Origin of the sequence: Pseudomonas putida, assembly GCA_041071465.1 — a bacterium.
Lineage (GTDB): Bacteria > Pseudomonadota > Gammaproteobacteria > Pseudomonadales > Pseudomonadaceae > Aquipseudomonas > Aquipseudomonas putida_P.
The window spans coordinates 4,981,243-5,002,392 of the sequence record CP163498.1; the positions used below are offsets into that span (position 1 = coordinate 4,981,243).

19 protein-coding genes and 1 pseudogene are annotated in these 21,150 nt (G+C 61.6%); 10 read left to right on the forward strand and 10 right to left on the reverse strand.

Going from position 1 to position 21,150, the window contains the following annotated elements; translation table 11 throughout:
- Positions 1–3 precede the first annotated feature (3 nt).
- From AB5975_22945 to AB5975_22960, 4 genes are all read right to left on the reverse strand, one after another.
- Entirely contained in the window at positions 4–1,299 is a 1,296-nt protein-coding gene (locus AB5975_22945) for an NAD(P)/FAD-dependent oxidoreductase (GenBank protein ID XDR19357.1), read from the reverse strand.
- A gap of 97 nt (positions 1,300–1,396) precedes the next feature.
- A complete protein-coding gene (locus tag AB5975_22950) occupies positions 1,397–2,236 on the reverse strand; it encodes an ABC transporter substrate-binding protein (protein ID XDR19358.1) in 840 nt (279 codons plus the stop codon).
- Between the two features lie 61 nt (positions 2,237–2,297).
- Positions 2,298–3,062 carry an amino acid ABC transporter ATP-binding protein gene (locus AB5975_22955; protein ID XDR19359.1) on the reverse strand — a complete coding sequence of 255 codons (765 nt, stop codon included), beginning with the start codon at positions 3,060–3,062 and terminating at the stop codon, positions 2,298–2,300.
- 15 nt (positions 3,063–3,077) lie between these two features.
- Positions 3,078–4,043, reverse strand: a complete 966-nt coding sequence (locus AB5975_22960) for an amino acid ABC transporter permease (protein ID XDR19360.1) — start codon at positions 4,041–4,043, stop codon at positions 3,078–3,080.
- A gap of 249 nt (positions 4,044–4,292) precedes the next feature.
- Here AB5975_22960 and AB5975_22965 point away from each other — a divergent pair, with 249 nt between their 5' ends.
- Complete coding sequence (locus AB5975_22965) at positions 4,293–4,952, forward strand: alpha/beta hydrolase (GenBank protein ID XDR19361.1); 660 nt, start codon at positions 4,293–4,295, stop codon at positions 4,950–4,952.
- On the opposite strand, the gene AB5975_22970 is transcribed toward AB5975_22965, so the two are convergent.
- Entirely contained in the window at positions 4,937–5,818 is an 882-nt protein-coding gene (locus AB5975_22970) for a LysR family transcriptional regulator (GenBank protein ID XDR19362.1), read from the reverse strand. The two genes, AB5975_22965 and AB5975_22970, sit on opposite strands and share 16 nt — an antisense overlap.
- A gap of 185 nt (positions 5,819–6,003) precedes the next feature.
- Here AB5975_22970 and AB5975_22975 point away from each other — a divergent pair, with 185 nt between their 5' ends.
- Positions 6,004–7,647, forward strand: coding sequence for an acetolactate synthase large subunit (locus AB5975_22975; protein XDR19363.1), 1,644 nt, complete (start codon positions 6,004–6,006; stop codon positions 7,645–7,647).
- 140 nt (positions 7,648–7,787) lie between these two features.
- Here AB5975_22975 and AB5975_22980 read toward each other — a convergent pair whose 3' ends face one another.
- The 3 genes from AB5975_22980 to AB5975_22990 all read right to left on the reverse strand — a co-directional run bounded on the left by AB5975_22980 (position 7,788) and on the right by AB5975_22990 (position 12,732).
- Complete coding sequence (locus tag AB5975_22980) at positions 7,788–10,331, reverse strand: HWE histidine kinase domain-containing protein (GenBank protein ID XDR19364.1); 2,544 nt, start codon at positions 10,329–10,331, stop codon at positions 7,788–7,790.
- Between the two features lie 159 nt (positions 10,332–10,490).
- Entirely contained in the window at positions 10,491–11,813 is a 1,323-nt protein-coding gene (locus tag AB5975_22985; protein XDR19365.1) for an APC family permease, read from the reverse strand.
- Between the two features lie 97 nt (positions 11,814–11,910).
- The gene (locus AB5975_22990) at positions 11,911–12,732 is read right to left on the reverse strand and encodes a carbon-nitrogen hydrolase family protein (protein XDR19366.1); all 822 of its coding nucleotides are present in this window, start codon (positions 12,730–12,732) and stop codon (positions 11,911–11,913) included.
- 161 nt (positions 12,733–12,893) lie between these two features.
- Here AB5975_22990 and AB5975_22995 point away from each other — a divergent pair, with 161 nt between their 5' ends.
- Positions 12,894–13,682 carry a response regulator transcription factor gene (locus AB5975_22995; protein XDR19367.1) on the forward strand — a complete coding sequence of 263 codons (789 nt, stop codon included), beginning with the start codon at positions 12,894–12,896 and terminating at the stop codon, positions 13,680–13,682.
- A gap of 1 nt (position 13,683) precedes the next feature.
- On the opposite strand, the gene AB5975_23000 is transcribed toward AB5975_22995, so the two are convergent.
- On the reverse strand, positions 13,684–14,475 hold the full coding sequence (locus tag AB5975_23000) for a response regulator transcription factor (GenBank protein XDR19368.1): 792 nt from the start codon (positions 14,473–14,475) through the stop codon (positions 13,684–13,686).
- A 195-nt stretch (positions 14,476–14,670) separates the two neighbouring features.
- Here AB5975_23000 and AB5975_23005 point away from each other — a divergent pair, with 195 nt between their 5' ends.
- The 3 genes from AB5975_23005 (at position 14,671) to AB5975_23015 (ending at position 17,908) form a co-directional block, all read left to right on the forward strand.
- Positions 14,671–16,035: an APC family permease gene (locus AB5975_23005; GenBank protein ID XDR19369.1), complete on the forward strand. Its 1,365-nt coding sequence runs from the start codon at positions 14,671–14,673 to the stop codon at positions 16,033–16,035.
- A 12-nt stretch (positions 16,036–16,047) separates the two neighbouring features.
- Positions 16,048–17,151, forward strand: a complete 1,104-nt coding sequence (locus AB5975_23010) for a P1 family peptidase (GenBank protein XDR23014.1) — start codon at positions 16,048–16,050, stop codon at positions 17,149–17,151.
- Positions 17,152–17,266: 115 nt separating this feature from the next.
- Positions 17,267–17,908 (forward strand): dTMP kinase, encoded by a 642-nt coding sequence (locus tag AB5975_23015; protein XDR19370.1) that lies wholly within the window; start codon positions 17,267–17,269, stop codon positions 17,906–17,908.
- Here AB5975_23015 and AB5975_23020 read toward each other — a convergent pair.
- Positions 17,887–18,324: a DUF4440 domain-containing protein gene (locus tag AB5975_23020; GenBank protein ID XDR19371.1), complete on the reverse strand. Its 438-nt coding sequence runs from the start codon at positions 18,322–18,324 to the stop codon at positions 17,887–17,889. The genes AB5975_23015 and AB5975_23020 overlap by 22 nt on opposite strands.
- A 390-nt stretch (positions 18,325–18,714) precedes the next feature.
- Here AB5975_23020 and dksA point away from each other — a divergent pair.
- The 4 genes and pseudogenes from dksA (at position 18,715) to AB5975_23040 (ending at position 21,136) form a co-directional block, all read left to right on the forward strand.
- Positions 18,715–19,118, forward strand: a pseudogene (gene dksA / locus AB5975_23025) (RNA polymerase-binding protein DksA).
- 76 nt (positions 19,119–19,194) lie between these two features.
- The gene (locus tag AB5975_23030) at positions 19,195–19,959 is read left to right on the forward strand and encodes a hypothetical protein (GenBank protein ID XDR19372.1); all 765 of its coding nucleotides are present in this window, start codon (positions 19,195–19,197) and stop codon (positions 19,957–19,959) included.
- A gap of 18 nt (positions 19,960–19,977) precedes the next feature.
- Positions 19,978–20,403, forward strand: a complete 426-nt coding sequence (locus tag AB5975_23035) for a hypothetical protein (protein XDR19373.1) — start codon at positions 19,978–19,980, stop codon at positions 20,401–20,403.
- 67 nt (positions 20,404–20,470) lie between these two features.
- Entirely contained in the window at positions 20,471–21,136 is a 666-nt protein-coding gene (locus AB5975_23040) for a response regulator (protein XDR19374.1), read from the forward strand.
- The last annotated feature ends 14 nt before the right edge of the window (positions 21,137–21,150 follow it).

Below are 21,150 nucleotides of genomic sequence, written 5' to 3' on the forward strand. Positions count from 1 at the left end.
CTCTTAGTGGTTGTACTGCGCGCGGGCTTCCTGGAACTTGTCCATCAGCTTCAGGCCGGCATACACCGTTTGCGCCGCCGCTGGCCCGAACGGCCCGCCGTTCCATTCCAGGCCGTAGGCGTCGAACAGGCGGTAGCGGTCACTTTCGTTACAGACTGCCTCGGCGATTACCCGTGCACCCACGGGTGCGGTGTTCATACCATGGCCCCCAAATGAAGTACAGGCCCACAACCCCGGGCCCAGAGGGCCGATGTGCGGCATCTTGTGGCGGGCGTAACCCATCAGCCCAGACCAGGCCTTGGCGATTTTCAAACCCTGCAGTTGTGGGTACACGCTAAGGATGTCACGGGTCAGCAACTGCCCCAGGCGCTGTTCGTCCTGCAGGTTGCGCGTGGTGATATGGCCACCCCACAGCAGGCGGTCACCCTCGACGATGCGGTAGTAGTCCGAGGCGCGACGGTTGTCGCCCACTGCGTCTGTAGTACGTACTACATCGCGCAGGCGCTCACCCAGGTGCTCGGTCAGCACCACGTACGTGGCAATCGGCAGAAACGCACGGCGCAACTGGCCAAACTCAGGGCCGCCGTAGCCGCCGCAGCAGTACACCACATCGCTGCAGCTGACCGCCCCCTGGGCGGTGACCACCCGATGGTGGCCGGCCTTGCGTTCCACCCGCAGCATTGGCGATTGTTCGTGTATGCGGCCACCGGCCAGCTCGACCAACTCGGCCAGGCCCAGGCAGTAGTTCAGCGGGTGGAAGTGAAAGCCATGGCTATCACGCAGCCCCTGGAAGTAGCGGTCGGTGTTCAGACGGCTGCGCAGCGCCTGGGTATCGAGGTACTCCATGTCGAAATTGAAGTCGCGGGCCATGCGGTCGCGGGTGCGCTGCAGGTTGTCGGCGTCGTCGTAGCGCACCACGCTGAGTTTGCCGGTGGTTGCCGCGCAGCCTGGCAGTTGGTGGCGGGCGATGGTGTCGCGGACGATATCGACCCCCTCCAGCGACAGCCGGAACAGCGCCGCGGCGGTCTGCTTGCCGCAGCGCCGCTCGATCGCCGACAGCCCTTCGGACCAGCCTTGCAGCACGAAGCCGCCATTGCGCCCGGAGGCGCCCCAGGCCACCCGTGCCGCCTCCAGCAACACCACCGAGCGCCCGCGCATCAGCAGCTCGCGGGCCAGGCTAAGGCCTGCCAGGCCGCCACCGATCACGCACACATCGGCGCGGCTTTCACCTGTCAGTGCCGGGCGCAGGGGGGCAGCGCGCATGGTCCCGGTGTAGTAGTTATTGCTGTAGCTGGACATCGGCTGGGTCATCCTTTTGCTGGGAGCTGTACGTTTTGCGGGCATGAGGGTGCCGCACGCCCTTCAAGGGAAGGGCGCTGGCCTGCGGGTCTGGGGGTTACTGCACTTGCGTGAGGTCGGCGCCGTACCACTTCTCGGACAGCTGTTTCAGCGTACCGTCGGCCTTCATGCCCTCGACCGCCTTGGCCAGTTCGGCGTTGAAGGCGTCGTCGCCCTTGTCGGTGGCGATGGCCAGTGGCTCGTAGTAGGCGGGCTTGCCCTGCACGGGGGTGATCGGGTATCCAGCCTTGATCGCACCCATGACGGTTGGCAGTGCCGACAAGGTGGCATCCAGGCGGGTGCCGTTGCCCATGCGCAGGTCGTCCAGCGGGCCCATGCTGTCGCCATAGGTCTGCACTTCGCCTGGCTCTACGCTGTAGCTGAAGGCTGGCACATCCGCTGCGTCGATTTTCAGCCGGCGGTTGATGTAGTCCTCGGAAGTGGTACCGGCCTCGACGCCGATGGTCTTGCCGTTAAGGTCGGCAGTGTTGCTCCCGGCGGCGTCCTTGTGCACGGCGAAGACGTAGGGGGTGTAGTAGTAGATGGCCGGGAAGTCGAGCACCCGGCCACGCTCGGTGGTGGGGGTCATCGAACCGACCGACAGGTCCCAGCGGCTGGCCCAGCGCCCTGCCGTGATGATGCCGTACTCGGGGGTGACGAAGGCCACTTGGGTGCCCAGGCGTTTGCCGATCTCGTTGGCTACATCGATGTCGAAGCCCTTGAGGGTATTGTCCTCGCCAAGGAACGACTGCGGTGGCCAGTTGGCGGCGGTGGCCACGTTCATGACCTTGCTCTGGTGGATGCGGTCAAGGGTGGCACCGGCCCAGGCGGCGCCGGCCATCAGGGTCAGGCTGCCGGCAACGGCGGTGAGTGCGAACAAGCGTGCGACTGGGTTCATTCGGTAAGTCTCCGGGCATGCAATTGTTGTTGTGGTGTTGGCACAGCGGTAGACACAGGCCTCAATGACTGAGGATCTGCGAGAGGAACTCCCTGGCACGTGCGTGGCGCGGGTTGTCGAAAAACGCATTGGGCTGGCCTTGTTCGATCACCTGGCCCTGGTCCATGAAGATGATGCGGTCGGCCACCCGGCGGGCGAAGCCCATTTCGTGGGTAACGCACAGCATGGTGATGCCGTCCTGGGCCAGCTCGCCCATGACGTCGAGCACTTCCTTGACCATTTCCGGGTCCAGCGCCGAGGTGGGTTCGTCGAACAGCATGATGCGTGGTTTCATGCACAGCGCGCGGGCAATGGCCACGCGTTGTTGCTGGCCACCGGAAAGCTGCCCGGGGAACTTGTCGGCCTGGCTGGCGATGCGCACCCGGTCCAGGTACTCCAGCGCCAGGGCACGGGCCTGGGCCTCGCTGAGCTTGCTGACCAGGCGCGGGCCGAGCATCAGGTTTTCCAGTACGGTCAGGTGCGGGAACAGGTTGAACTGCTGGAACACCATACCCACCTGGCGGCGGATAGCCGCCACGCTGGCTGCGTCGCGGTCCAGCGGGTTGCCGGCGATCAGCACCTGGCCTTTCTGGAAGTCTTCGAGCAGGTTCAGGCAGCGGATCAATGTGGATTTGCCCGAACCGGACGGCCCACAGACCACCACGATTTCGCCACTGGCGATCTCCAGGTCTATGCCCTTGAGCACGTGAAACTCGCCGTACCATTTCTGCAGGCCACGAATCGATATGGCGGCCTGGGCGATACCGGGGGTGAAAGGTTGGTTCATCATGGGGCTCCTCGATCAGCGATGGGCGCGGTCGAAACGTTTTTCCAGGCGCGACTGCACGGCTTCGAGCAGGATCGACAGCACCCAGTACAAGACGGCGGCGGTGATCAACATTTCCAGGTGGCGAAACTCCGCACGGCCCTGGGTGCGGGCGAGGAACATCAGCTCCCACACACCGATCACCGACACCAGCGAGCTGTCCTTGAGCATGGAGATGAACTGGTTGCCGGTGGGCGGGATGATCAACCGCATCGACTGCGGCAGGATTACCCGGGTCATGGCCTGGAAGGGGGTCAGGCCGATCGCCCGCGAAGCTTCCCATTGCCCGCGCGGGATGCTGCTGATACCGGCGCGGAAGATTTCCGTCATGTAGGCGCCGTAGCACAGCGACAACGCCAGGATCCCCGCCGGCACGGCACCGACTACATAGCCGAGCTGGGGGATACCAAGGTAGATCAGGTAGATCTGGATCAGCAGCGGCACGCCGCGAAAGAACGAGGTGTAGAAGCTGGCAATGGCGATGGCGAAGCCGTTGGACGACAGCCGTGCGGTTGCGCCCAGCAGCGCCAGGACGAAGGCGATGGCGATCGAGAGGGTGGACACGTAGACGGTGGTGAACACCCCTTGCGTGATCATGAAACCGACCTTGGTGGCGATGAAGCTGTAGGACAGGTCGAAGGTGTCGAAAAACAGCAGAAACAACAGCAACAGTTCGCACCAGACCGTAATCACCTGGGCCCGCAACGGAAAGCGGCCAAGGATGAACACGTTCAATACCAGGGTCACGGCCAGGGTGCCGGCCACGGCGATGTTGCGCATCAGCGGTGCCTGCAGGTCGAGCACGATCGGGCCCATCAGCCGGGCCAGGCTACCGTCGCCCACGCCGTAGAGCAGGGCGAGGGCGAAGATCACGGCGGCGGCCATACCCATGAATGCCGGGTTGTCGGTCGCGCGCGGTTTGACGATATGGTCTCTGTACATGGGGGCGTGCCTCACGGAGCTGGGCTCGTTTGTTGTTGTGGGGTCATTGTAGGGAGGCGAAGCGCAGGCAAGAACCTGGCGAACTGCAATGATTCTGCTGTTTCCAATTACATTTGCTTGGGCATGAGCCTGACAAATGCAACAGGATGCCTGTCAGATTGTTTGCCCTGTTGCAGGGGTGAGTACGGATGTAGGCTTGGCAAGCGGCGTGAATAAGCGCCATACATTCGGTTCACAAGGACAACTGCGATGTCGGACACCCCGCGTAACCCACTGCTCATCGACGGGCCGCTCGGCCAAATCGAGCTGTTGATCGACTACCCCGCTGGCGCACCGAAGGGGCTGGTGCTGGTCAGCCACCCGCAACCGCTGCTGGGCGGCAGCCCACGGCATATCGTGCCGCTGACCTTGGCACGGCAGTTATGTGCAGCCGGCTGGCAAGTGGTGCGGCCGAGCTTTCGTGGGGTGGGGCAGACGCAAGGGGTGCATGACGAAGGCATCGGCGAAGCGCAGGACTGCATTGCGGTTATTCGTCACTTCAGCCGGGAACTGCCAGAGCTGCCGCTGGCCCTGGTCGGGTTTTCCTTTGGTGCCTACGTGTTCGCGCGTGTGGCTTGTGAGCTTGAAGGGCAGCTGCAGGCGGTGGCATTGCTGGGGCTGCCGGTGGGTGATGTGCCGGGCGGGCGTTATTACGAGCCATTGCCGGTGCCTGCGGATTGCCTGTTGCTGCATGGCGAACGGGATGAAATGGCGCCGCTGGCCAACCTGCTGCAATGGGCAGGCCCTGGCCAACGGGCGGTGTCGGTGTATGCCGGTGCCAACCACTTCTTCAAGGGCTGCCTGGGACGCGCAGTGGAGCAGGTGATCGAGCATCTGGCCCTGAAAACTGCCGGTTATCGCTCCAGGTAGTGGGTTTGCGCGGCAAAGTCGATGAACCGTTTGCTGGCGAGCGAAAGGTATTCCCCCGAGCGCCAGCACAAGCGGAAACTCATCTGCTGTGCCGGCCGGAAGGGCACACCGACGATGCCTGGCGTGCGCTGTTGCACCGAGCGCAGCAGGGTGGCCACCCCCATGTTGTCCAATGCGGCCTGCACCACAAGCGAGACGAAGTTGCTCTGCAGCGCCACTTGGTAAGTGATGCCATGCTCGGCAAAGAACGCGTCCAGCAGATGGCGTTGCACGAAGGTGCGGTCGAACACCACCATGTCGGTATTACGCAGGTCTTCGGCGGTGAGGAAAGCCTTGCCGGCATAGGGGTGATCGGGGTGCATGCACGCCAGCATCTCGTCGCTGCCCAGCAGGATCGATTCCTTGTCCGGCGGCACACGCCGGGACTCCAGCAGTGCGAGGTCGATTTCCCGCTGCTCCAGCCGATGGCCAATGTCTTCGGCACTGCCTTCGAACACGGTCATGGCAATGCCTGGGTACAACTGGCGGAAGGCGTTCATCAAACCGGGCACGTAGTGCAGGCCGAACATCGGCGGAATACCCAGGCGCACTTCGCCGCGCTTCAGGTCGGCCATGTCGCGCAGTTCTTGTCGGGCAACATCCATCTCGCGCAGGGCCGAGGCAATGCGTGGCAGAAATTGCTCGCCTTCTGCCGTGAGGATCACTTTGCGCGTGGTGCGGTTGAACAGGGTGACGCCCAGTTCTTCTTCCAGCCGGGTAACGGCCATGCTCAGCGCTGGCTGGGCGATGTGCAGGTGCTGCGCGGCCTTGGTGAAGCTGCCTTGCCGGACGATTTCGACACAGCAACGCAATGCCTTGAGGTTCATTGAGGGGTGCTACCTTTCATGCGAGCTGCATTCATAACGAACTGTGATGCTAAGCATCATAACAATATATTTATTATTATTAACCAGAGGGCCTACGATGCGCGCCACTGAGACATCCTGCAACATCTCAGTCACGCAGCTTAATAAATCTGCAATCCCACAAAGATTTTGAGGTAGTACCCCAAATGGCCAAGGCCGCCGATGTCGTTGTGCAATGCCTGGAAAACGAAGGTGTCGAGTATGTATTCGGCATTCCTGGTGAGGAAAACCTCGACCTGCTCGAATCCCTGCGCAAGTCGAAGATCAAGCTGGTACTGACCCGTCACGAGCAGTCTGCAGGTTTCATGGCTGCCACCTACGGCCGCCTGACCGGCAAGACCGGCGTCAGCCTGTCGACCCTTGGCCCTGGCGCCACCAACCTGGTCACCGCCAGCGCCTATGCCTACCTGGGCGGCATGCCGATGATGATGATCACCGGGCAGAAGCCGATCAAGAAGTCCAAGCAGGGCCGCTTCCAGATCATTGACGTGTGCGGCATGATGGACCCCATCACCAAGTACACCCACCAGTTCGCCTCGGCCGACAACATCCCGTCGCGCATGCGCGAAGCCTTCCGCCTGGCCGAAGAAGAAAAGCCGGGGGCGGTACACCTGGAGCTGCCGGAAGACATCGCCGCCGAGCAGACTGATGCACTGCCGATCCCGCGCAGCTTGCACCGCCGCCCGCTGGCCGAGCACGTGGCCATCGAAGCAGCCGTCGAGAAACTGCTGAACGCCCGTAACCCGATCCTGGTGATCGGCGCAGGCGCCAACCGCAAGATGACCGCCAAGGTCCTCAAGCAACTGATCGACAAGACCGGCATCCCGTTCATCACCACCCAGATGGGTAAAGGTGTGGTCGACGAGCGCCACCCGCGCTTCCTGGGTAACGCCGCGCTGTCGTCGGGTGACTTCGTTCACCGCGCCGTCGAAGCGGCCGACCTGATCATCAACATCGGCCACGACGTGATCGAGAAGCCGCCATTCTTCATGGTCCGTGGCGGCACCGAGGTCATCCACATCAACTTCCGCTCCGCTGAAGTCGATGCCGTGTACTTCCCGCAGGTTGAAGTGATCGGCGACATTGCCAACGCTGTGTGGCAGATCAGCGAAGCGCTGAACGACACGTCGCACTGGGACTTCACCCGCCTGATGGCCATTCGTGAAGCCAACGAAGCACAGATCGCCGAAGGTGCCGACGATAACCGCTTCCCGGTCTACCCGCAGCGCCTGGTGGCCGACATCCGTCGTGTACTGCCGTCCGAAGGCATCGTTGCCCTGGACAACGGCATCTACAAGATCTGGTTCGCCCGTAACTACAAGGCGCACAAGCCCAACACCGTGCTGCTGGACAACGCCCTGGCGACCATGGGCGCCGGCTTGCCATCGGCGATGGCCGCGCACCTGGTGCACCCGGACCGCCCGGTAATTTCGGTGTGCGGTGACGGTGGCTTCATGATGAACAGCCAGGAGCTGGAAACTGCGGTACGTCTGGGCATGCACATCACCGTGGTGATCCTGCGTGACGACGGCTATGGCATGATCCGCTGGAAGCAGGCCAACATGGGCTTCACCGATTTCGGCCTGGACTACGGCAACCCGGACTTCGTCAAATACGCCGAAGCCTATGGTGCCAATGGCCACCGCGTGGAAAGCGCCGAAGGCCTGCTGCCGCTGCTGGAACACTGCATCAAGACCCCAGGCGTGCACGTGATCGACTGCCCGGTCGACTACAGCGAGAACGACCGCATCCTCAACAGCGAGTTGCGTGAGCGCGCGCTGGCGGTATAACGCCTGACAGGGCTGGCGCCACTTCATGGCTGGCGCCGTGCCCTTGTTGTAACAGCCTTGTGCTGCGAAGAGGCCCGTATAGCCGACACATCACTGTCAGCCGTACGGGCCTTTTCGCAGCACGAGGCTGCTACAACCATTCAGCCCAGATCGAGCAACCGTTTCACGCTGGCCAGAATGGCATTGGCGTCATAGGGCTTGCGTGTGACGGGCACGTGCTGCAGGTGCTCGGGAATGCTGATGCTGTCGCCATAGCCGGTGGCGAACAGGAACGGAATCTGCCGACGCACCAGTTCATCGGCCACAGAAATGGATGTGCCAGTGCCCAGGTTGACATCCAATATCGCGGCATCCGGTGTGCGACTGGCAATCAAGCGCAAGGCTTCATCTTCGGAGCTGGCGGTGATCACGTCCTTGATCTGCGCATCGTTGAGAATCTGTTCCAGGCCAATCGCGATCACCAGCTGGTCTTCGAGGATCAGCACACTCAGCCCTGTTTGCGCTGCGAAGATATCCTTGGCACGTGCGATGGGCGCAGCCAGGCTCGCGGGTTCGGCAGCCTCGGCCACGGAAAGGTGCATTGCAGGAATCTTGAACAACCCTTGCAGGCCTTCGGCGTGATACTCCACCGCGCTCGTGCCGCCAAGGTCGAACGGGATACTGCGGTCGATCAGCACCGAGCCAAAGCCATTGCGGGTAGGTGGCCGAACCGTTGGCCCGCCGCTTTCACGCCAACTGATGGCGCAGGCGTTGGTAGCGTCGATGGCCCAGCTCACTGCAAGCTTGCCGCCAGCCCGCGACAGCGCGCCGTATTTGGCGGCATTGGTTGCCAGCTCGTGCAGCACCAAAGCCATGACCGAATAGGCGCGGGCATCAAGGGTAACATTCGGGCCCTGCAGCTCGATCACCCCAGCGGCGGTGCGGTAGGGTGAAAGCTCTGCCTCCAGCAGCTTGGCCAGTCGCCCGCCACCATCACCACGTACCACTTGATCGTGAGCGAGAGACAACGCCTGGATGCGCCCCTTCAGTGTCGCCACGTAGTCCTGCAGTGTCTGGCTTTCCGAGGTCGGGTGGGCAACCAGAGCGCCGATCAACGACAGAATGTTCTTGACCCGATGATTGAGTTCTTCGTTGAGGATGCGCTGGCGCACTTCCGCCTTCGTGCGCTCGCTGGCCAGTAGTTCGCTGTTGTACAGCACCACTTCGACGATGGCGGTACGGATGGAGTCGCCAAACTGGCGGTCCTGTTCGGTCCAGGGCAGCGACTGCTGGTGAACGGTTTCTTTCCAGATGGCAAAGCTTTTGCGGGGTGTCAGGCGGTCGCCCAGCAAGCCGCTGTCGTAGGTCTTGTTCGGGTCCCCGGCCCAGTCGAGCGTCTCGACCACCTCCTTGCGGAAGAAGATCAGGTAATCCCTCGGCTGCTGCGACATCGGGATGATCAGGACGCCCGATACTTCGGTAAAGTATGCCTGGGCTGAAGGTAATACCATCGACAGACGGTTGGACGCCCAGGTCCGGCCTTCGCTGACCATGTCTGCCAGGCGCAGCAAATCGGGGACGGCCGTTTTAGGCGGCACCAGGCCGACGGTTGACCAGCGGCCTTGTAGCGACATGCCGATGCCATCGCAGGGGATCAGCGACATCAACCGTGGCAGGCGTGCGTGGAAGAACGAATCGATGTCAGCGGTCTGGTTGGCGTCGCGCAGCATGCTGTCCAGCGCTTTGTGAACCTGCACGGCAGCTTCGAGCTTCTGCCGGCTGCGCAAGGTCTCGATGTGCAGGGAGAAGAACTCGCCGAACATCTCTGCGGCTACCCGCTGCCCCATGGCCAGGGTGCGGGGTGCATAGTGGTGGCAGGCGATCATCCCCCACAGTTCGCCGTTGACGATCACCGATATCGACATCGAGGCGCCCACGCCCATGTTGCACAGGTACTCGCAATGGATCGGCGACACGCTGCGCAGGTGCGCGTAGGACAGGTCGAGCGGTTCGCCTGACGGATCGAGGACAGGCTCGATGGCCACCGTTTTGAACTGGGCGTCGGAAATGACCCGGATCGGGTTGCGCAGATAAAGCGCACGGGCCTGCTGCGGGATGTCGGACGCGGGAAAGTACTGGCCCATGAAGCTTTCGAGGTCGCTGCGCCTGGCCTCTGCGACCACCTTGCCGGCACCGTCGGTGCCTAGCTGGTAGATCATCACCCGGTCATAGCCAAGCACTGCTCGGACAAAGCGGGCGGCGTCGCGGAACAATTTGCTGGTTTGTTCGATTTCGCGCAGCTGGGCAATCAGGGTTCGCGCCAGCTCAATAGGCTCGGCGATGCTGGCGCCGGCCGGTTCGAACTCCAGGATCGCAGTGCCTTTGAACAGGTGGGCGGCGACATCGAAAGCCTGGCCGTTAGGCAGCCTAACGCTGAAGCTGAGTGCAGGGCGCGAGGCTTCGCGAGTACGGGCCAACGCGTTGCGCAAGGTGTGGGCTACCTCGTCCCCTAGCACCGCTTGCAGCTTCTGGCCGTTGATATCGCCTGTTATGCCAAGCACATCCGGGGCGTTGACTGAATGGCGCAGGACCACGGTCGCCGATGCATCACAGGCCAGCAGGCAGCCGTGGGGTTGGATGCTGCCGGGCGTCTGGATGGGCTCGCGGTCGCAGTTGGTCAGGTTTACTTGGGGGTTGAAGGTCATTGGCCGGTGCCTGTGGCTAAAGGGGAGGCAGCCAGCACGGCCTCCATCGTCCGTCAGACTAGCAGGCATTGCCGCATTTGGGCACGGCAGGTGAAAGCGCGCTTGCAAGCAAGGCCGAGAGGTTTGCATGCTCCGGCCCCTTACCTGTTACGTGATTCACTACGCTTCTTCGAAATGCATCTCGGGTGGCTGCTTGCTGAAACCGCGGGTAATTGCGGTCAGGTAAAGCATGCCCAGGCACAACCATCCCAGCCCCAGGTAGATTGCCAGGTGATCCAGGCTTGCCATCAGCCACACGTTGGACACCAAGCCCACCAGTGGGAATGCCAGGTATAGAAGTACGGCTGTGCCGCCGCGTTGCCCCATGGCCAGCCAGTAATGGAAGATGACCGCCAGGTTGACCAGGCTGAAGGCCAGGAAGGCGCCGAAGTTGATGAACGAAGTGGACGTGGTCACATCCATGCGCAAGGCGAGCAGGGCGACGACCCCGCACAGGATGATACTGGGCACTGGTGTGCTGAAGCGCTCGCTCAGCTTGCCAAAGAACGACTTGGGCAACACACCGTCACGGCCCATTGCATACAGCAGCCGGGAGGCGCTGGCTTGAGCCGACAGGCCAGAGGTGAACTGGCCAACGATCAGCCCCAGCAGGAAAACGCTCACGAACAGGTCGCCGCCGATGTTCTGGGCGATTTCATAGGCTGCCGCATCTGCGTTGATGAAGTCGGTAGACGGGTGGGCCAGCTGCACGAAGTAGCTGCAGGCGATGAACAGACCGCCGCCAATCAGGGTGATCAGCAGGATGGCCCTTGGGATGTTCTTGCGTGGCTCCTTGGTCTCTTCAGTCAGGGTACTGACGGCATCGAAGCCGAGGAAGGAGTAACAGGCGATCGCGGCACCGCTCATGATCAGCGGCAACTGGGCACCTTCCTTGTAGAAGGGCTCGAGGGTCCATAGCGGTACCGTGGGATCACCCCACACGTAGTGCACGGCGAGGGCGACAAACGCCGCCAGCACCAGAAGCTGAATGAGCATCAGCAGGCCGTTTACGGTTTTCGCCAGGCGCAGGCCAATCACATTGATGGTGGTGGTCACAGCGATGAACGCCAGAACCCAGATGGCCTGCGGCACACTGGGGAAAGCCGAGTGCAGGTAGGCGGCACCAATCAGCCAGATCGCCATGGGCAGGAACAGGTAGTCGAGCAGCACCGCCCAACCGGTGATGAAGCCCAGTTGCGGGCTGATCGACTTGCGTACGTAGGTATAGGCGGACCCGGCAACCGGGAAGGCGCGCGCCATGTTGCCATAGCTCAAGGCGGTGAACAGCATGGCGATGGCGGCCGCAAGGTAGGCTGCGGGCACCATCCCTGCGGTGGTATCCGCCAGAATGCCAAAGGTACCAAGGACGATGATCGGGGTCATGTAGGCGATGCCGAAAAGCACCACCGAACCCAGCGAAAGTGTTCGCTTGAGTGTGGCCATTACTGCTTGCTCCAGCTTGTGATTGTTATTCAGAGTCGAACGTGCTGCCGTCCTTGGCGGCCTTGCTTGCCCGTGAGGGGGCTTGAATGGCGGAGTATCAGGAGGGGATGATCAATTCGCGCAGGCCGTTTTCATGCTCGAGCAGTTCACCTGGCAGGCGAATACGGCGCTGGGCGATGTAGCTGTAGTCGCGCCGTGCTTGTTGCAGTTGCTCCATGGCCAGCTCGACGGTCATGCGGCACTCGCCACGGCCCGCTTCGCATAGCAACTGGCCGTAGGGGTCGACCACGGCACTGCCACCGGCAAAGACCAGGCCGCCATCACCGTCACCGACCCGGTTGACCATGACCGCGAAGGCCTGGTTTTCCATGGCACGCGCGCTGATGGCGGTTTTGTGAGTTGGGCCATACGGGTCCATGTTGCCGTTGGTGACGATGATCAGCTCGGCGCCGAGCTGGCCCAGGGCGCGGGCGGATTCGGGGAATTCGATGTCGAAGCAGATCAGCAAACCGACACGCACGCCTTTGAACAGGGTGGTGGCATAGCGATCCCCTGGGGTGAACACGCCGGAGTCTGATGCCCACAGGTGGGTCTTGCGGTAGCTGAGGGCGACGCCCTCCGGCGTGACCAGCACGGTGGTGTTGTAGAAGTTGCCGTCGACGGCGGCTTCGGCCATGCCCACCACTACAGCAACATCCCGCGCACAGGCTGCCTGCTGAATGGCCGTGATGCTCGGGCCATCGAGCGCTTCGGCGACCTGGCCAATGTTGTCTTCGGTAGGGAAGCCTGTCAGCTGGGTTTCGGGAAACACCAGCAGGTCGGTACCTGCGTGGCAGTTGTTGATTGCCTCGATGGTACGCTGCAAATTGTGTGCGGTGTCGCCATCGCGACCGGCCAGTTGCACAAGTTCGACCTTCATGTGGATTCCTCGACTGTCTGCTTCAACCACCATGCGCAAGCGGCATGGGGCGTAAAAAACGACCCCGGTAAAGGTTCGGTCAGCGTAAGCTAGCCCGGATTATGGGGTGGTGATCACGCTTGGGGTATTACGCCCACGTGGTAACCCTGCAGGGGTAGAGGATGAATTTTACGCTGCACGACATTGCCTGGCACCGAGCGGTGGGCCAACTGATCGAAACGCTCGATAAAGCGCATTTCTGGCCTGCCCTGGTGCGGCTGTTGAACGAATACGTGCCCTGCGACAGTTGGGTCGCGCTGCTGTTTTCGGCGGGGCAACCGCAGGTGTTTGCCGAATGCCCCAGCGAGGACGGCAACCCTGATCCGCTGTTCCAGGATTACTTGAACGGCCTGTACCTGCTGGACCCCTTCTATGTGGCCAGCCGCGAAGCTGCGGCATCTGGCCTGGTGCGGCTGGCGGACGTCGCCCCCGAGTGCTTCGAGCAGACCGATTACTACCAGCGCTACTTTCGCCTCAACGTGGTAGCGGATGAAATTCAGTTCAACGTGCAACTGGATGCGCAACGTACGCTTTGCCTTTCACTTGGCTGCAAACGCCGTTTCACCCTTGAACAGGTCACCCTGCTGGAACTGTTGCGGCCTTGGGTGTCTGGCCTGATGCGCCAGCGCATGGCTTTCGAGCGAGAGTTGTTGGAGGCGGCCACCAAGCCTGCGCCGCACTGGCAAAGCCGCATGGAGGAAAAGGTCGAGCAGATGCAGTCGCCGCTGACCGGACGTGAGCTGGAAGTGGGCCGGCTGATGCTCAGCGGCTGTTCGAGCAAGGAGATTGCGCGCAAGCTGGAAATCTCTGTCGAAACCGTAAAGGTGCACCGCAAGCATATGTACAGCAAGCTGGGGATCAAGTCGCAATCGGAGTTGTTTTCGCTGTTTCTTCAGGCCCAGCTGGGTTGACTCAAGGTGATGTAGGCTCCGCGCGTTCATCGGTGAACCCCAGCTCACGGATGAACATCGAAAACAGTTCCGGGTGGGATGAGATGTTCAGCTTCGCGTACAGGTGGCGCCGGTGCACCTTGATGGTCTCCGGCGAGATCCCCAGCCGTTGCGCCATCGCCTTCGACGAGTAGCCGCGCAGTATCAGGCGGGCAATTTCCAGCTCGCGCTCGGACAACAGGCCTTGGGCAAACCTGGCCAAGGCATCGCCAACCGGTGGCCGCACGGGCACCGAGATGTCGCTACGCGCCCAGTGCTGCTGAAGCAGGGCCAGCACCCAGGCACTGACCAGGTTGAACTTGCCCAGTTCCGTTGCATCGAAAGCGCGGCGCATGCCCAGCGACAGTGACAACACCCCGTCCGGCAACTGCAACAGAAACTGGATTTCGTCCACCAGCACATGGTCCTGGAAGTAGTTCTGGTAATAGTCCGTTTGCCAGAAATGGTCCGGGGCCACTTCTTCCAGGTGGTAGCAACCACTGGCCAAGCCTTCGCGGGCGGCCTGGTAGAAAGGGTCCAGCAGGTACAGGCCGTCCAGGTACAGCTCACCTGCGGCCGGCGCTGGCGCGGCGTCGTATTCCTCAAGCACCTGGGGCGCGCCATGGGCCGCGAAGTGAATCGCCAGTGCGTTGTCGAACGGCACCCAGTGGCGTAGCACCAGGATCAGCTGGCGCCAGAAGCGCGGGCTGCCAATCTGCTCGATCGCTCTGGCCAACGCGGTATGAGCGGCAACTTCATGAAAGAGAATGTCCACGACGGCGTCCTTGAAAGCGGTAGGGCATTGGCGCTCGCTTTGCCACAGCTGTCAACCGGGGGTACCCCTTAGTGGGAATTGTCCGACTGGGCGCTGGCGCATAGATTTCATCCCCATCAAGCGGGCCGTCGAGCTCGCCATGTTTCGTTTCCTGGTTCTGCCTCCTGACACTAACAACAACGTGAGGATGAACAAATGACGTCCTGTAGTGCACCCCTCTCGAAACTGAAACCGACGCTGAGCGTCGCTGATGTCGTCGCCATCACCGTATCTTCGGTCACCCCCGCCAGCTCGGTCTTCGTCATCGCGCCATTTGCCATCGCCCAGGCAGGTACCGGGGTGATCTGGGCCTTCATGCTCGGTGGCGTGCTGGCGCTGATGTTTGCACTTTGCTATGCCGAACTGGGGCGCGCCCACAGTGCTGCCGGGGGAGAGTACGTGTTTGCCAAACGGGTATTTGGCGGCATGGCCGGTTACGCCACCTTTCTTACCGTGCTGGCGATGCTGGTGTTCATTCCACCGGTACTGGCAACCGGGGCTGCCACGTACTTGAATGCGGCGCTGGGCTCCCAGCTTGATGGGCAGGCGGTGGCCCTGGTGATTGTCGCCCTGGGGTATCTGCTGGGTATCCTCAATATAAAGTTGAACGCATGGGTTACCGGCATCTGCCTGTTGCTTGAGGTAGCGGCGCTGATGGTGATCGTGGTGCTGGGCTTCGGCCATGCCCAGCAACCGCTCACCAGCCTGGTCAGCCCACTGGTGCTCGATAACGGGATACTGCATGCGGCACCCTGGGCGCTGGTGATTGGTGCGGTCGGCACGGCGTTGTTTTCCTTCAATGGTTTTGGCGGCGCAGTGTTGCTGGCAGAAGACATGAAGTGCGGCGGGCGTGGCATCCCCAAGGCGGTGCTGTGGTCACTGGTGCTGGTGGTGGCCATCGAAGTGATCCCGCTGCTGGCACTGCTGATCGGCGCGCCCTCGCTGGAGGCGATGCTGGCCAGCCCGGACCCGATTGGCTACCTGCTGACGGCGCATGGCAACGAAACGCTGTCGCGCCTGGTGAGTGGCGGGATTTTCCTGTCGGTGTTCAACGCCATCATCGCCCTGGTGATCCAGAGTGGGCGGGTGATCTACAGCAGCGGGCGGGATGCGTTGTGGATGCCGGCCCTGAACCGTACATTCACCCGCATTCATCCCAAGTGGGAGTCGCCGTGGTTGGCCACGCTGTTCCTTGCCGTGCCTTCCACGGCCCTGACCTTCAGCTCCAACCTGGCAGAACTCACGTCTTTCACCGTACTGCTGATCCTCTGTGTGTACCTGGTCGTGGGGTTGTGCGCACTGTTCAGCCGGGTACTGCGCCGTGATCGCGAGCACCCGTACCGTATGCCGCTGTGGCCGTTGCCGGCACTGGCTGCCGTGACCGGTGCCGGTTACCTGCTGACGACCCTGCTGAGTGCGGCTTCGGCCCGGGACATCTTCATCATTGTCGGGCTTCTGCTTACCTCCATGTTGCTGTATGGCACATATGGCAGGTTGAGCCCGGCGTTTCAGAAACTTTGAGCGAGAGACATGATGCGAGCACGCGACTTCGGTATCACGCTGGGCCTTGGTCAACCAGGCCCGTACAACGCAATCACCGATGTACCGGGTGTACGGGTTGGCCACGCCACCCTGAACACGACCCATGACGGAAAACCTGTGCGTACCGGTGTCAGTGTCATCGAGCCCCGCGAAGGCCCGGCGCGCCATCAGCCTTGTTTTGCCGGCTGCCATGTATTGAACGGCAATGGCGATGCCACAGGCCTGGAGTGGATTCGTGAAGCGGGCCTGTTGACGACCGCCATTGCCACCACCAACACGCACAGCGTTGGGGTGGTGCGCGACGCGCTGATCGCCCACGAGCATGCGACCCTGGCGGACGCATCGACCTACTGGTGCATGCCGGTGGTGATGGAGACCTACGACGGCGTGTTGAACGACATCTGGGGCCAGCATGTCAACGCGGACCTGGTTCAGCAAGCGCTGGGGGCAGCATGCAGCGGGCCGGTGGCCGAGGGTGCCGTAGGCGGCGGCACCGGGATGATCTGCCATGAGTTCAAAGGCGGGATTGGTACGGCGTCACGGGTGTTGCTGGCAGAGCAGGGTGGCTGGACGGTGGGCGCCTTCGTTCAGGCCAATCATGGCCAGCGTCGGGAGCTGCGGGTGGATGGCTATCCCGTGGGCCGGGTGTTGCTTGGCCTCCCTTCGCCATTTGACCAGCAGGACACCCCTGGCATGGGCTCGATCGTGGTGGTATTGGCCACCGATGCACCGTTGCTGCCACATCAATGTCAACGCCTGGCGCAACGTGCTGCGCTGGGCATTGCCCGCACCGGGGGCGGCACCGATGACTCCAGTGGCGACATCTTCCTGGCCTTCTCGACGGGGAACACCGGGCTGGCGCCTGCCGATTACAACCGCCGCGATCTGCCGGTGACCGCGCAAGTGGCGATGGTCAACAACGACCATATTTCGCCGCTGTTCGCCGCGGCGGCCGAGGCCGTGGAGGAAGCCATTGTCAACGCGATCCTGGCAGGCAGGTCGATGCTGGCAGGAGATGGGCGAGAGGTGCCTGGCCTTGAGGGGGCACGCTTACTGATGGCCCTCGAACAAGTGGGCTGGCAGGCTCAAGGTTGATATTTGGGGAAGTGCGTATACCTGGGGAGTACAGATGTTCTCCTTTCGATAATTGCTTGTATGCAGGCGGTGATCGGTGGTCTCATCCCGCGCCTGAGCCAACAGGTATTGAAAGATGAACCGCCCGCTATTTGTTTCCATCGATGGCCCCAAGGGCACCGGCAAGACCACGCTGCTGGAAGCCGTTACCCAGGCCCTGAGGGTGGAAGGAAAAAAGGTGATTCGTCTTTGCGAAAGAAACAACGACCCCTACCGGCGCGAAACCATGGCCCTGGTCAACCAGCTCGCCAGAAGCCCTTGCCAGGACCTGGAGTTCAGGGTGTGCGAACGCTTTGCTGAAAGCCGTGCGTGGATTTCCCGACATGTACTGCCTAGGCAGCCAGCTGACAGCATCATCCTGATTGATCGCTGGTACCCCTCTGACGCTGCGTTCCGCCGCACTGTGCCGTTTGACCATATCTTGCGCCTGAACCTTGAACGAAGCGTGCAAGTGCCAGATTTGCATGTCGGGGTTGTCACCGCCCCAGAAACTTCATGGGCAAGGGCTGCGGCCCGCACGCGCGGGCTGGGCAGCACGGTGATCCACAACCTGGATGAGCAGGTGGCCTGTACCGAGGCGTTCGAGCGGGCGGTTGCAGCGCACGGCTGGGTGCTGTGCCGCAATGAAGGGACGATCGAGGCGGCCACACGGCAACTGGTTGGCGAGATTGATCGAGTACTGCGAATGAAATGGACTCAAGCCTCGACCGATGAGTGATGGCCTGTGATCAGCCATTGCCCATCAATGCGTTCAAAGGTGAACAAAAACCTTGCCGGCACCACGTGCTGCTCACCGCCATTGCGGTAGACGAAGGTGTAGAGCCCGCCGACCACCACGGTGCCGAGCTTGCGGCTGACGCGCTTCTTGAACACCTGAACGTCACACACCAGCCCATCATTGGCCAGGAAGTTGTCGAAGTAGTTGCGTCGGCTGTCATCACAATCGCGCACCTGGTTGGACAAGGTCGGCACCAGAATGGCGTCTGGCGCATACAGTGCCAGCACCTGGTCCACGTCACGCGTGGCTACCGTTGCAGCCCACCGATAAAGCGCCGCCTTGGCACCCGCCAGGCAGGCCAGTTCGGTGTCGGCATAGGGTTCAATGTTCTGGGCTGCGGTAGGCGTAGCGCTCATGGGGGCTTGCTCACATAAGGTTCAAAAGGGATGGGTGGCATGTTCATGCCGGGATGAGATAATGTGTTATAACATAACATTATCGAGACAAGTTTCAGATCATGTCCCTCAAGTGCGAACACCTCGTGGTGGGCAGGAACCAAAAGGAAGCTCCTGCATGAGCCGAATCCTTGTCAGGAATGCCCGCTTGGTGAACGAAGGCAAGGTTTTCGATGCAGACGTCCGGGTTACCTGCGCACGCATCGAGAAAATCGCCAGCAGCATCTGGGGTTGCCGCTGGTGCTGCATACACTTTCGGCGTTGTGTTGAACGAACACTGTCAAGGGTTGCCTCTGGCATTCAATGCACAGCGGCACTGACCCTTTTGAACCTGACGCAAGAGTGATAGCGATGAACGAACAAGAGCTGCTTCGCATGCCTGCACAGGCCTACATGGATGCCTCGCAGCAGGCATTCTTCCGTGACCTGCTGCTGTCGCAGCGCACAGTGTTACAAGCGCGAATCTCCAGCGAGTTCGAACTCATGCGCACATTCGAGCCAAGCAGTGACCCTTCCGACCTGGGCACTGTGGAGGAGCAACGGCAATGGCAGTTGCGCCTGCTCGAGCGGGAAAAGAAGCTGCTGGACAAGATCGACGAAGCCCTGCAGCGCCTTGCTGGGGCGAATACGGGTGGTGCAAGGACACTGGCGAGCCCATCGGCCTGAAACGCTTGCTGCTGCGGCCAACAGCGACGCTGAGCATTGAGGCCAAGGAGCGGCAAGAGCGCAGGGAGCGGCACATACGCGATGACTGAGGCGCTCAGCCTGATCTAAGTGTTCAACGGTAACCTCGCACTCGGATACCCCTTTGGAACCTGAGGAGGTTACTCGATGAATGCGCCGAGCAGCACTTGGCTCAACAAAGTACCGGAAGTGACGCTGTCCTTCTGGATCATCAAGATCATGTCCACCACGGTGGGCGAAACATTCGCCGACTTTCTCGCCGTCGACGTAGGCTGGGGGCTGGCCATCACCAGTGCGGTGATGGCCGTGCTGCTGGCGGGTGCGTTGGCCTTGCAGTTGCGCAAGCGCCACTGTGAACCCTGGATTTACTGGCTGTGCGTGGTGCTGGTGAGCATTCTGGGCACCCAGATCACCGACATCCTGACCGACGAGCTGGACATCAGCCTTTACGCCAGCACAGCGTTTTTCTCGGTGTTGCTGGCTGCCAACTTTGCGATCTGGTACGTGCTGGAGCGCAACCTGTCGATACGCGAGATCGTTACCGCAAGGCGCGAGCTTTTCTATTGGACCACCGTGCTTTGTACTTTCGCGCTAGGCACTGCTGGCGGTGACCTGGCTACCGAAGCGTTGGGGCTTGGCTTTGATATCGGCGTGGTGATCTTTGCCGTATTGATCGCCGTTTGCGTGCTCGCCTGGCGACTGGGCGCCAGTACGGTGCTGGTGTTCTGGGTGGCTTACATTCTGACTCGACCACTTGGTGCTTCCCTGGGCGACCTGCTGACTCAATCGCACGCATATGGCGGCCTCGGCATGGGGGCCACCTGGACCAGTGCACTGTTTCTTTGCGTCATCTTCATCCTGGTCGGCGTTGCCCAGTTCAGCGCCGAACAGTCCAAACGACTCGCCCGTTGATCAAAAAGGTAGTTACCCATGATTTCGCATCGTTTACGCATAGCGACGTTGGCAATCGCCTGCACGTTTGGCGTGCTGCTAACCCAAGGTTGTTCCAAACCGGATCAACAACAAACACAGCAGGCACCTGCGGGCGCCCAAGCAGCGACCAAGCTGGGCGACCTCAGCCCATTCCGGGCCATTGCCGAGGATGTGGCGGCCAAGGTCGATGCCCAGGACTTGCCGGCTGCCAAGGCCCGCATCAAAGACCTGGAAAAAAGCTGGGACGACGCCGAGGCCGGGATCAAGCCACGCGCGGCCAGCGACTGGCATGTACTGGACAAGGCTATCGATCGGGCACTCGATGCACTGCGTGCAGGCCAGCCGCAGCAGGATGACTGCAAAGCGGCAATGGATGCCCTGTTGAAAGCTTTCGACAACCTGCAAAGGCCACGACAAGGTTGAAGCGAGGAACAATCAGTCACCGTGCACTCGGCTATTGTTCCATCACGTGCTCATTTTGGGGAAGGCAATGCGGGTGTTACTGGTCGAAGATGACTGCATGATTGCCCAGGCACTGCAGGACGCGCTGGCAACAGCGGGTTACGCGGTGGACTGGGTAGCCGATGGCCCGACCGCAGAGGCGGCCTTGCGCACGCAGGCCTACGACCAGGTGCTGCTCGACCTGGGGTTGCCCGGACAAGATGGGCTGCAATTGCTGCAACAGCTGCGTGCCGCCGACAACCCCGTTCCCCTGCTGATCATTACCGCGCGCGCGGAGCTTGATGACCGCGTGCGCGGGCTGGATGGCGGGGCGGATGATTTCTTGCAAAAGCCCTTTGAAATGGCCGAATTGCTTGCCAGGATGCGCGCCGTCATGCGGCGCAAAGGCGGGCGCGCGACCCCTGAACTGGGCAACGGCACGGTCAGCCTGGACCTTGTCAGCAAATGCGCCAGGGTGATGGCTCAGCCGCCTGTTCAGCTTTCCAACCGAGAGTTCGCCTTGCTTCAGGCATTACTGATCCGCCCGGGGGCGATCTTGTCGCGGGCCGAACTGGAGGACCGGCTTTACGGGTGGGGGAACGAGGTCGAAAGCAACGCGGTGGAGTTTCTCATCCATGCCTTGCGCCGCAAGCTGGGCAAGGATGTGATTCGCAATATCAGGGGGTTGGGATGGATGGTCTCAAAAGGCGCCTGAACCAGTCCCTGCAG

What these genes read in the sequence shown, in the direction of transcription:
- AB5975_22945 (XDR19357.1), bottom strand. Translation starts at nt 1,299, where the DNA reads ATGTCCAGCTACAGCAATAACTACTACACCGGGACCATGCGCGCTGCC.
- AB5975_22950 (XDR19358.1), bottom strand. Translation starts at nt 2,236, where the DNA reads ATGAACCCAGTCGCACGCTTGTTCGCACTCACCGCCGTTGCCGGCAGC.
- AB5975_22955 (XDR19359.1), bottom strand. Translation starts at nt 3,062, where the DNA reads ATGAACCAACCTTTCACCCCCGGTATCGCCCAGGCCGCCATATCGATT.
- AB5975_22960 (XDR19360.1), bottom strand. Translation starts at nt 4,043, where the DNA reads ATGTACAGAGACCATATCGTCAAACCGCGCGCGACCGACAACCCGGCA.
- AB5975_22965 (XDR19361.1), top strand. Translation starts at nt 4,293, where the DNA reads ATGTCGGACACCCCGCGTAACCCACTGCTCATCGACGGGCCGCTCGGC.
- AB5975_22970 (XDR19362.1), bottom strand. Translation starts at nt 5,818, where the DNA reads ATGAACCTCAAGGCATTGCGTTGCTGTGTCGAAATCGTCCGGCAAGGC.
- AB5975_22975 (XDR19363.1), top strand. Translation starts at nt 6,004, where the DNA reads ATGGCCAAGGCCGCCGATGTCGTTGTGCAATGCCTGGAAAACGAAGGT.
- AB5975_22980 (XDR19364.1), bottom strand. Translation starts at nt 10,331, where the DNA reads ATGACCTTCAACCCCCAAGTAAACCTGACCAACTGCGACCGCGAGCCC.
- AB5975_22985 (XDR19365.1), bottom strand. Translation starts at nt 11,813, where the DNA reads ATGGCCACACTCAAGCGAACACTTTCGCTGGGTTCGGTGGTGCTTTTC.
- AB5975_22990 (XDR19366.1), bottom strand. Translation starts at nt 12,732, where the DNA reads ATGAAGGTCGAACTTGTGCAACTGGCCGGTCGCGATGGCGACACCGCA.
- AB5975_22995 (XDR19367.1), top strand. Translation starts at nt 12,894, where the DNA reads ATGAATTTTACGCTGCACGACATTGCCTGGCACCGAGCGGTGGGCCAA.
- AB5975_23005 (XDR19369.1), top strand. Translation starts at nt 14,671, where the DNA reads ATGACGTCCTGTAGTGCACCCCTCTCGAAACTGAAACCGACGCTGAGC.
- AB5975_23010 (XDR23014.1), top strand. Translation starts at nt 16,048, where the DNA reads ATGCGAGCACGCGACTTCGGTATCACGCTGGGCCTTGGTCAACCAGGC.
- AB5975_23015 (XDR19370.1), top strand. Translation starts at nt 17,267, where the DNA reads ATGAACCGCCCGCTATTTGTTTCCATCGATGGCCCCAAGGGCACCGGC.
- AB5975_23020 (XDR19371.1), bottom strand. Translation starts at nt 18,324, where the DNA reads ATGAGCGCTACGCCTACCGCAGCCCAGAACATTGAACCCTATGCCGAC.
- AB5975_23030 (XDR19372.1), top strand. Translation starts at nt 19,195, where the DNA reads ATGAATGCGCCGAGCAGCACTTGGCTCAACAAAGTACCGGAAGTGACG.
- AB5975_23035 (XDR19373.1), top strand. Translation starts at nt 19,978, where the DNA reads ATGATTTCGCATCGTTTACGCATAGCGACGTTGGCAATCGCCTGCACG.
- AB5975_23040 (XDR19374.1), top strand. Translation starts at nt 20,471, where the DNA reads ATGCGGGTGTTACTGGTCGAAGATGACTGCATGATTGCCCAGGCACTG.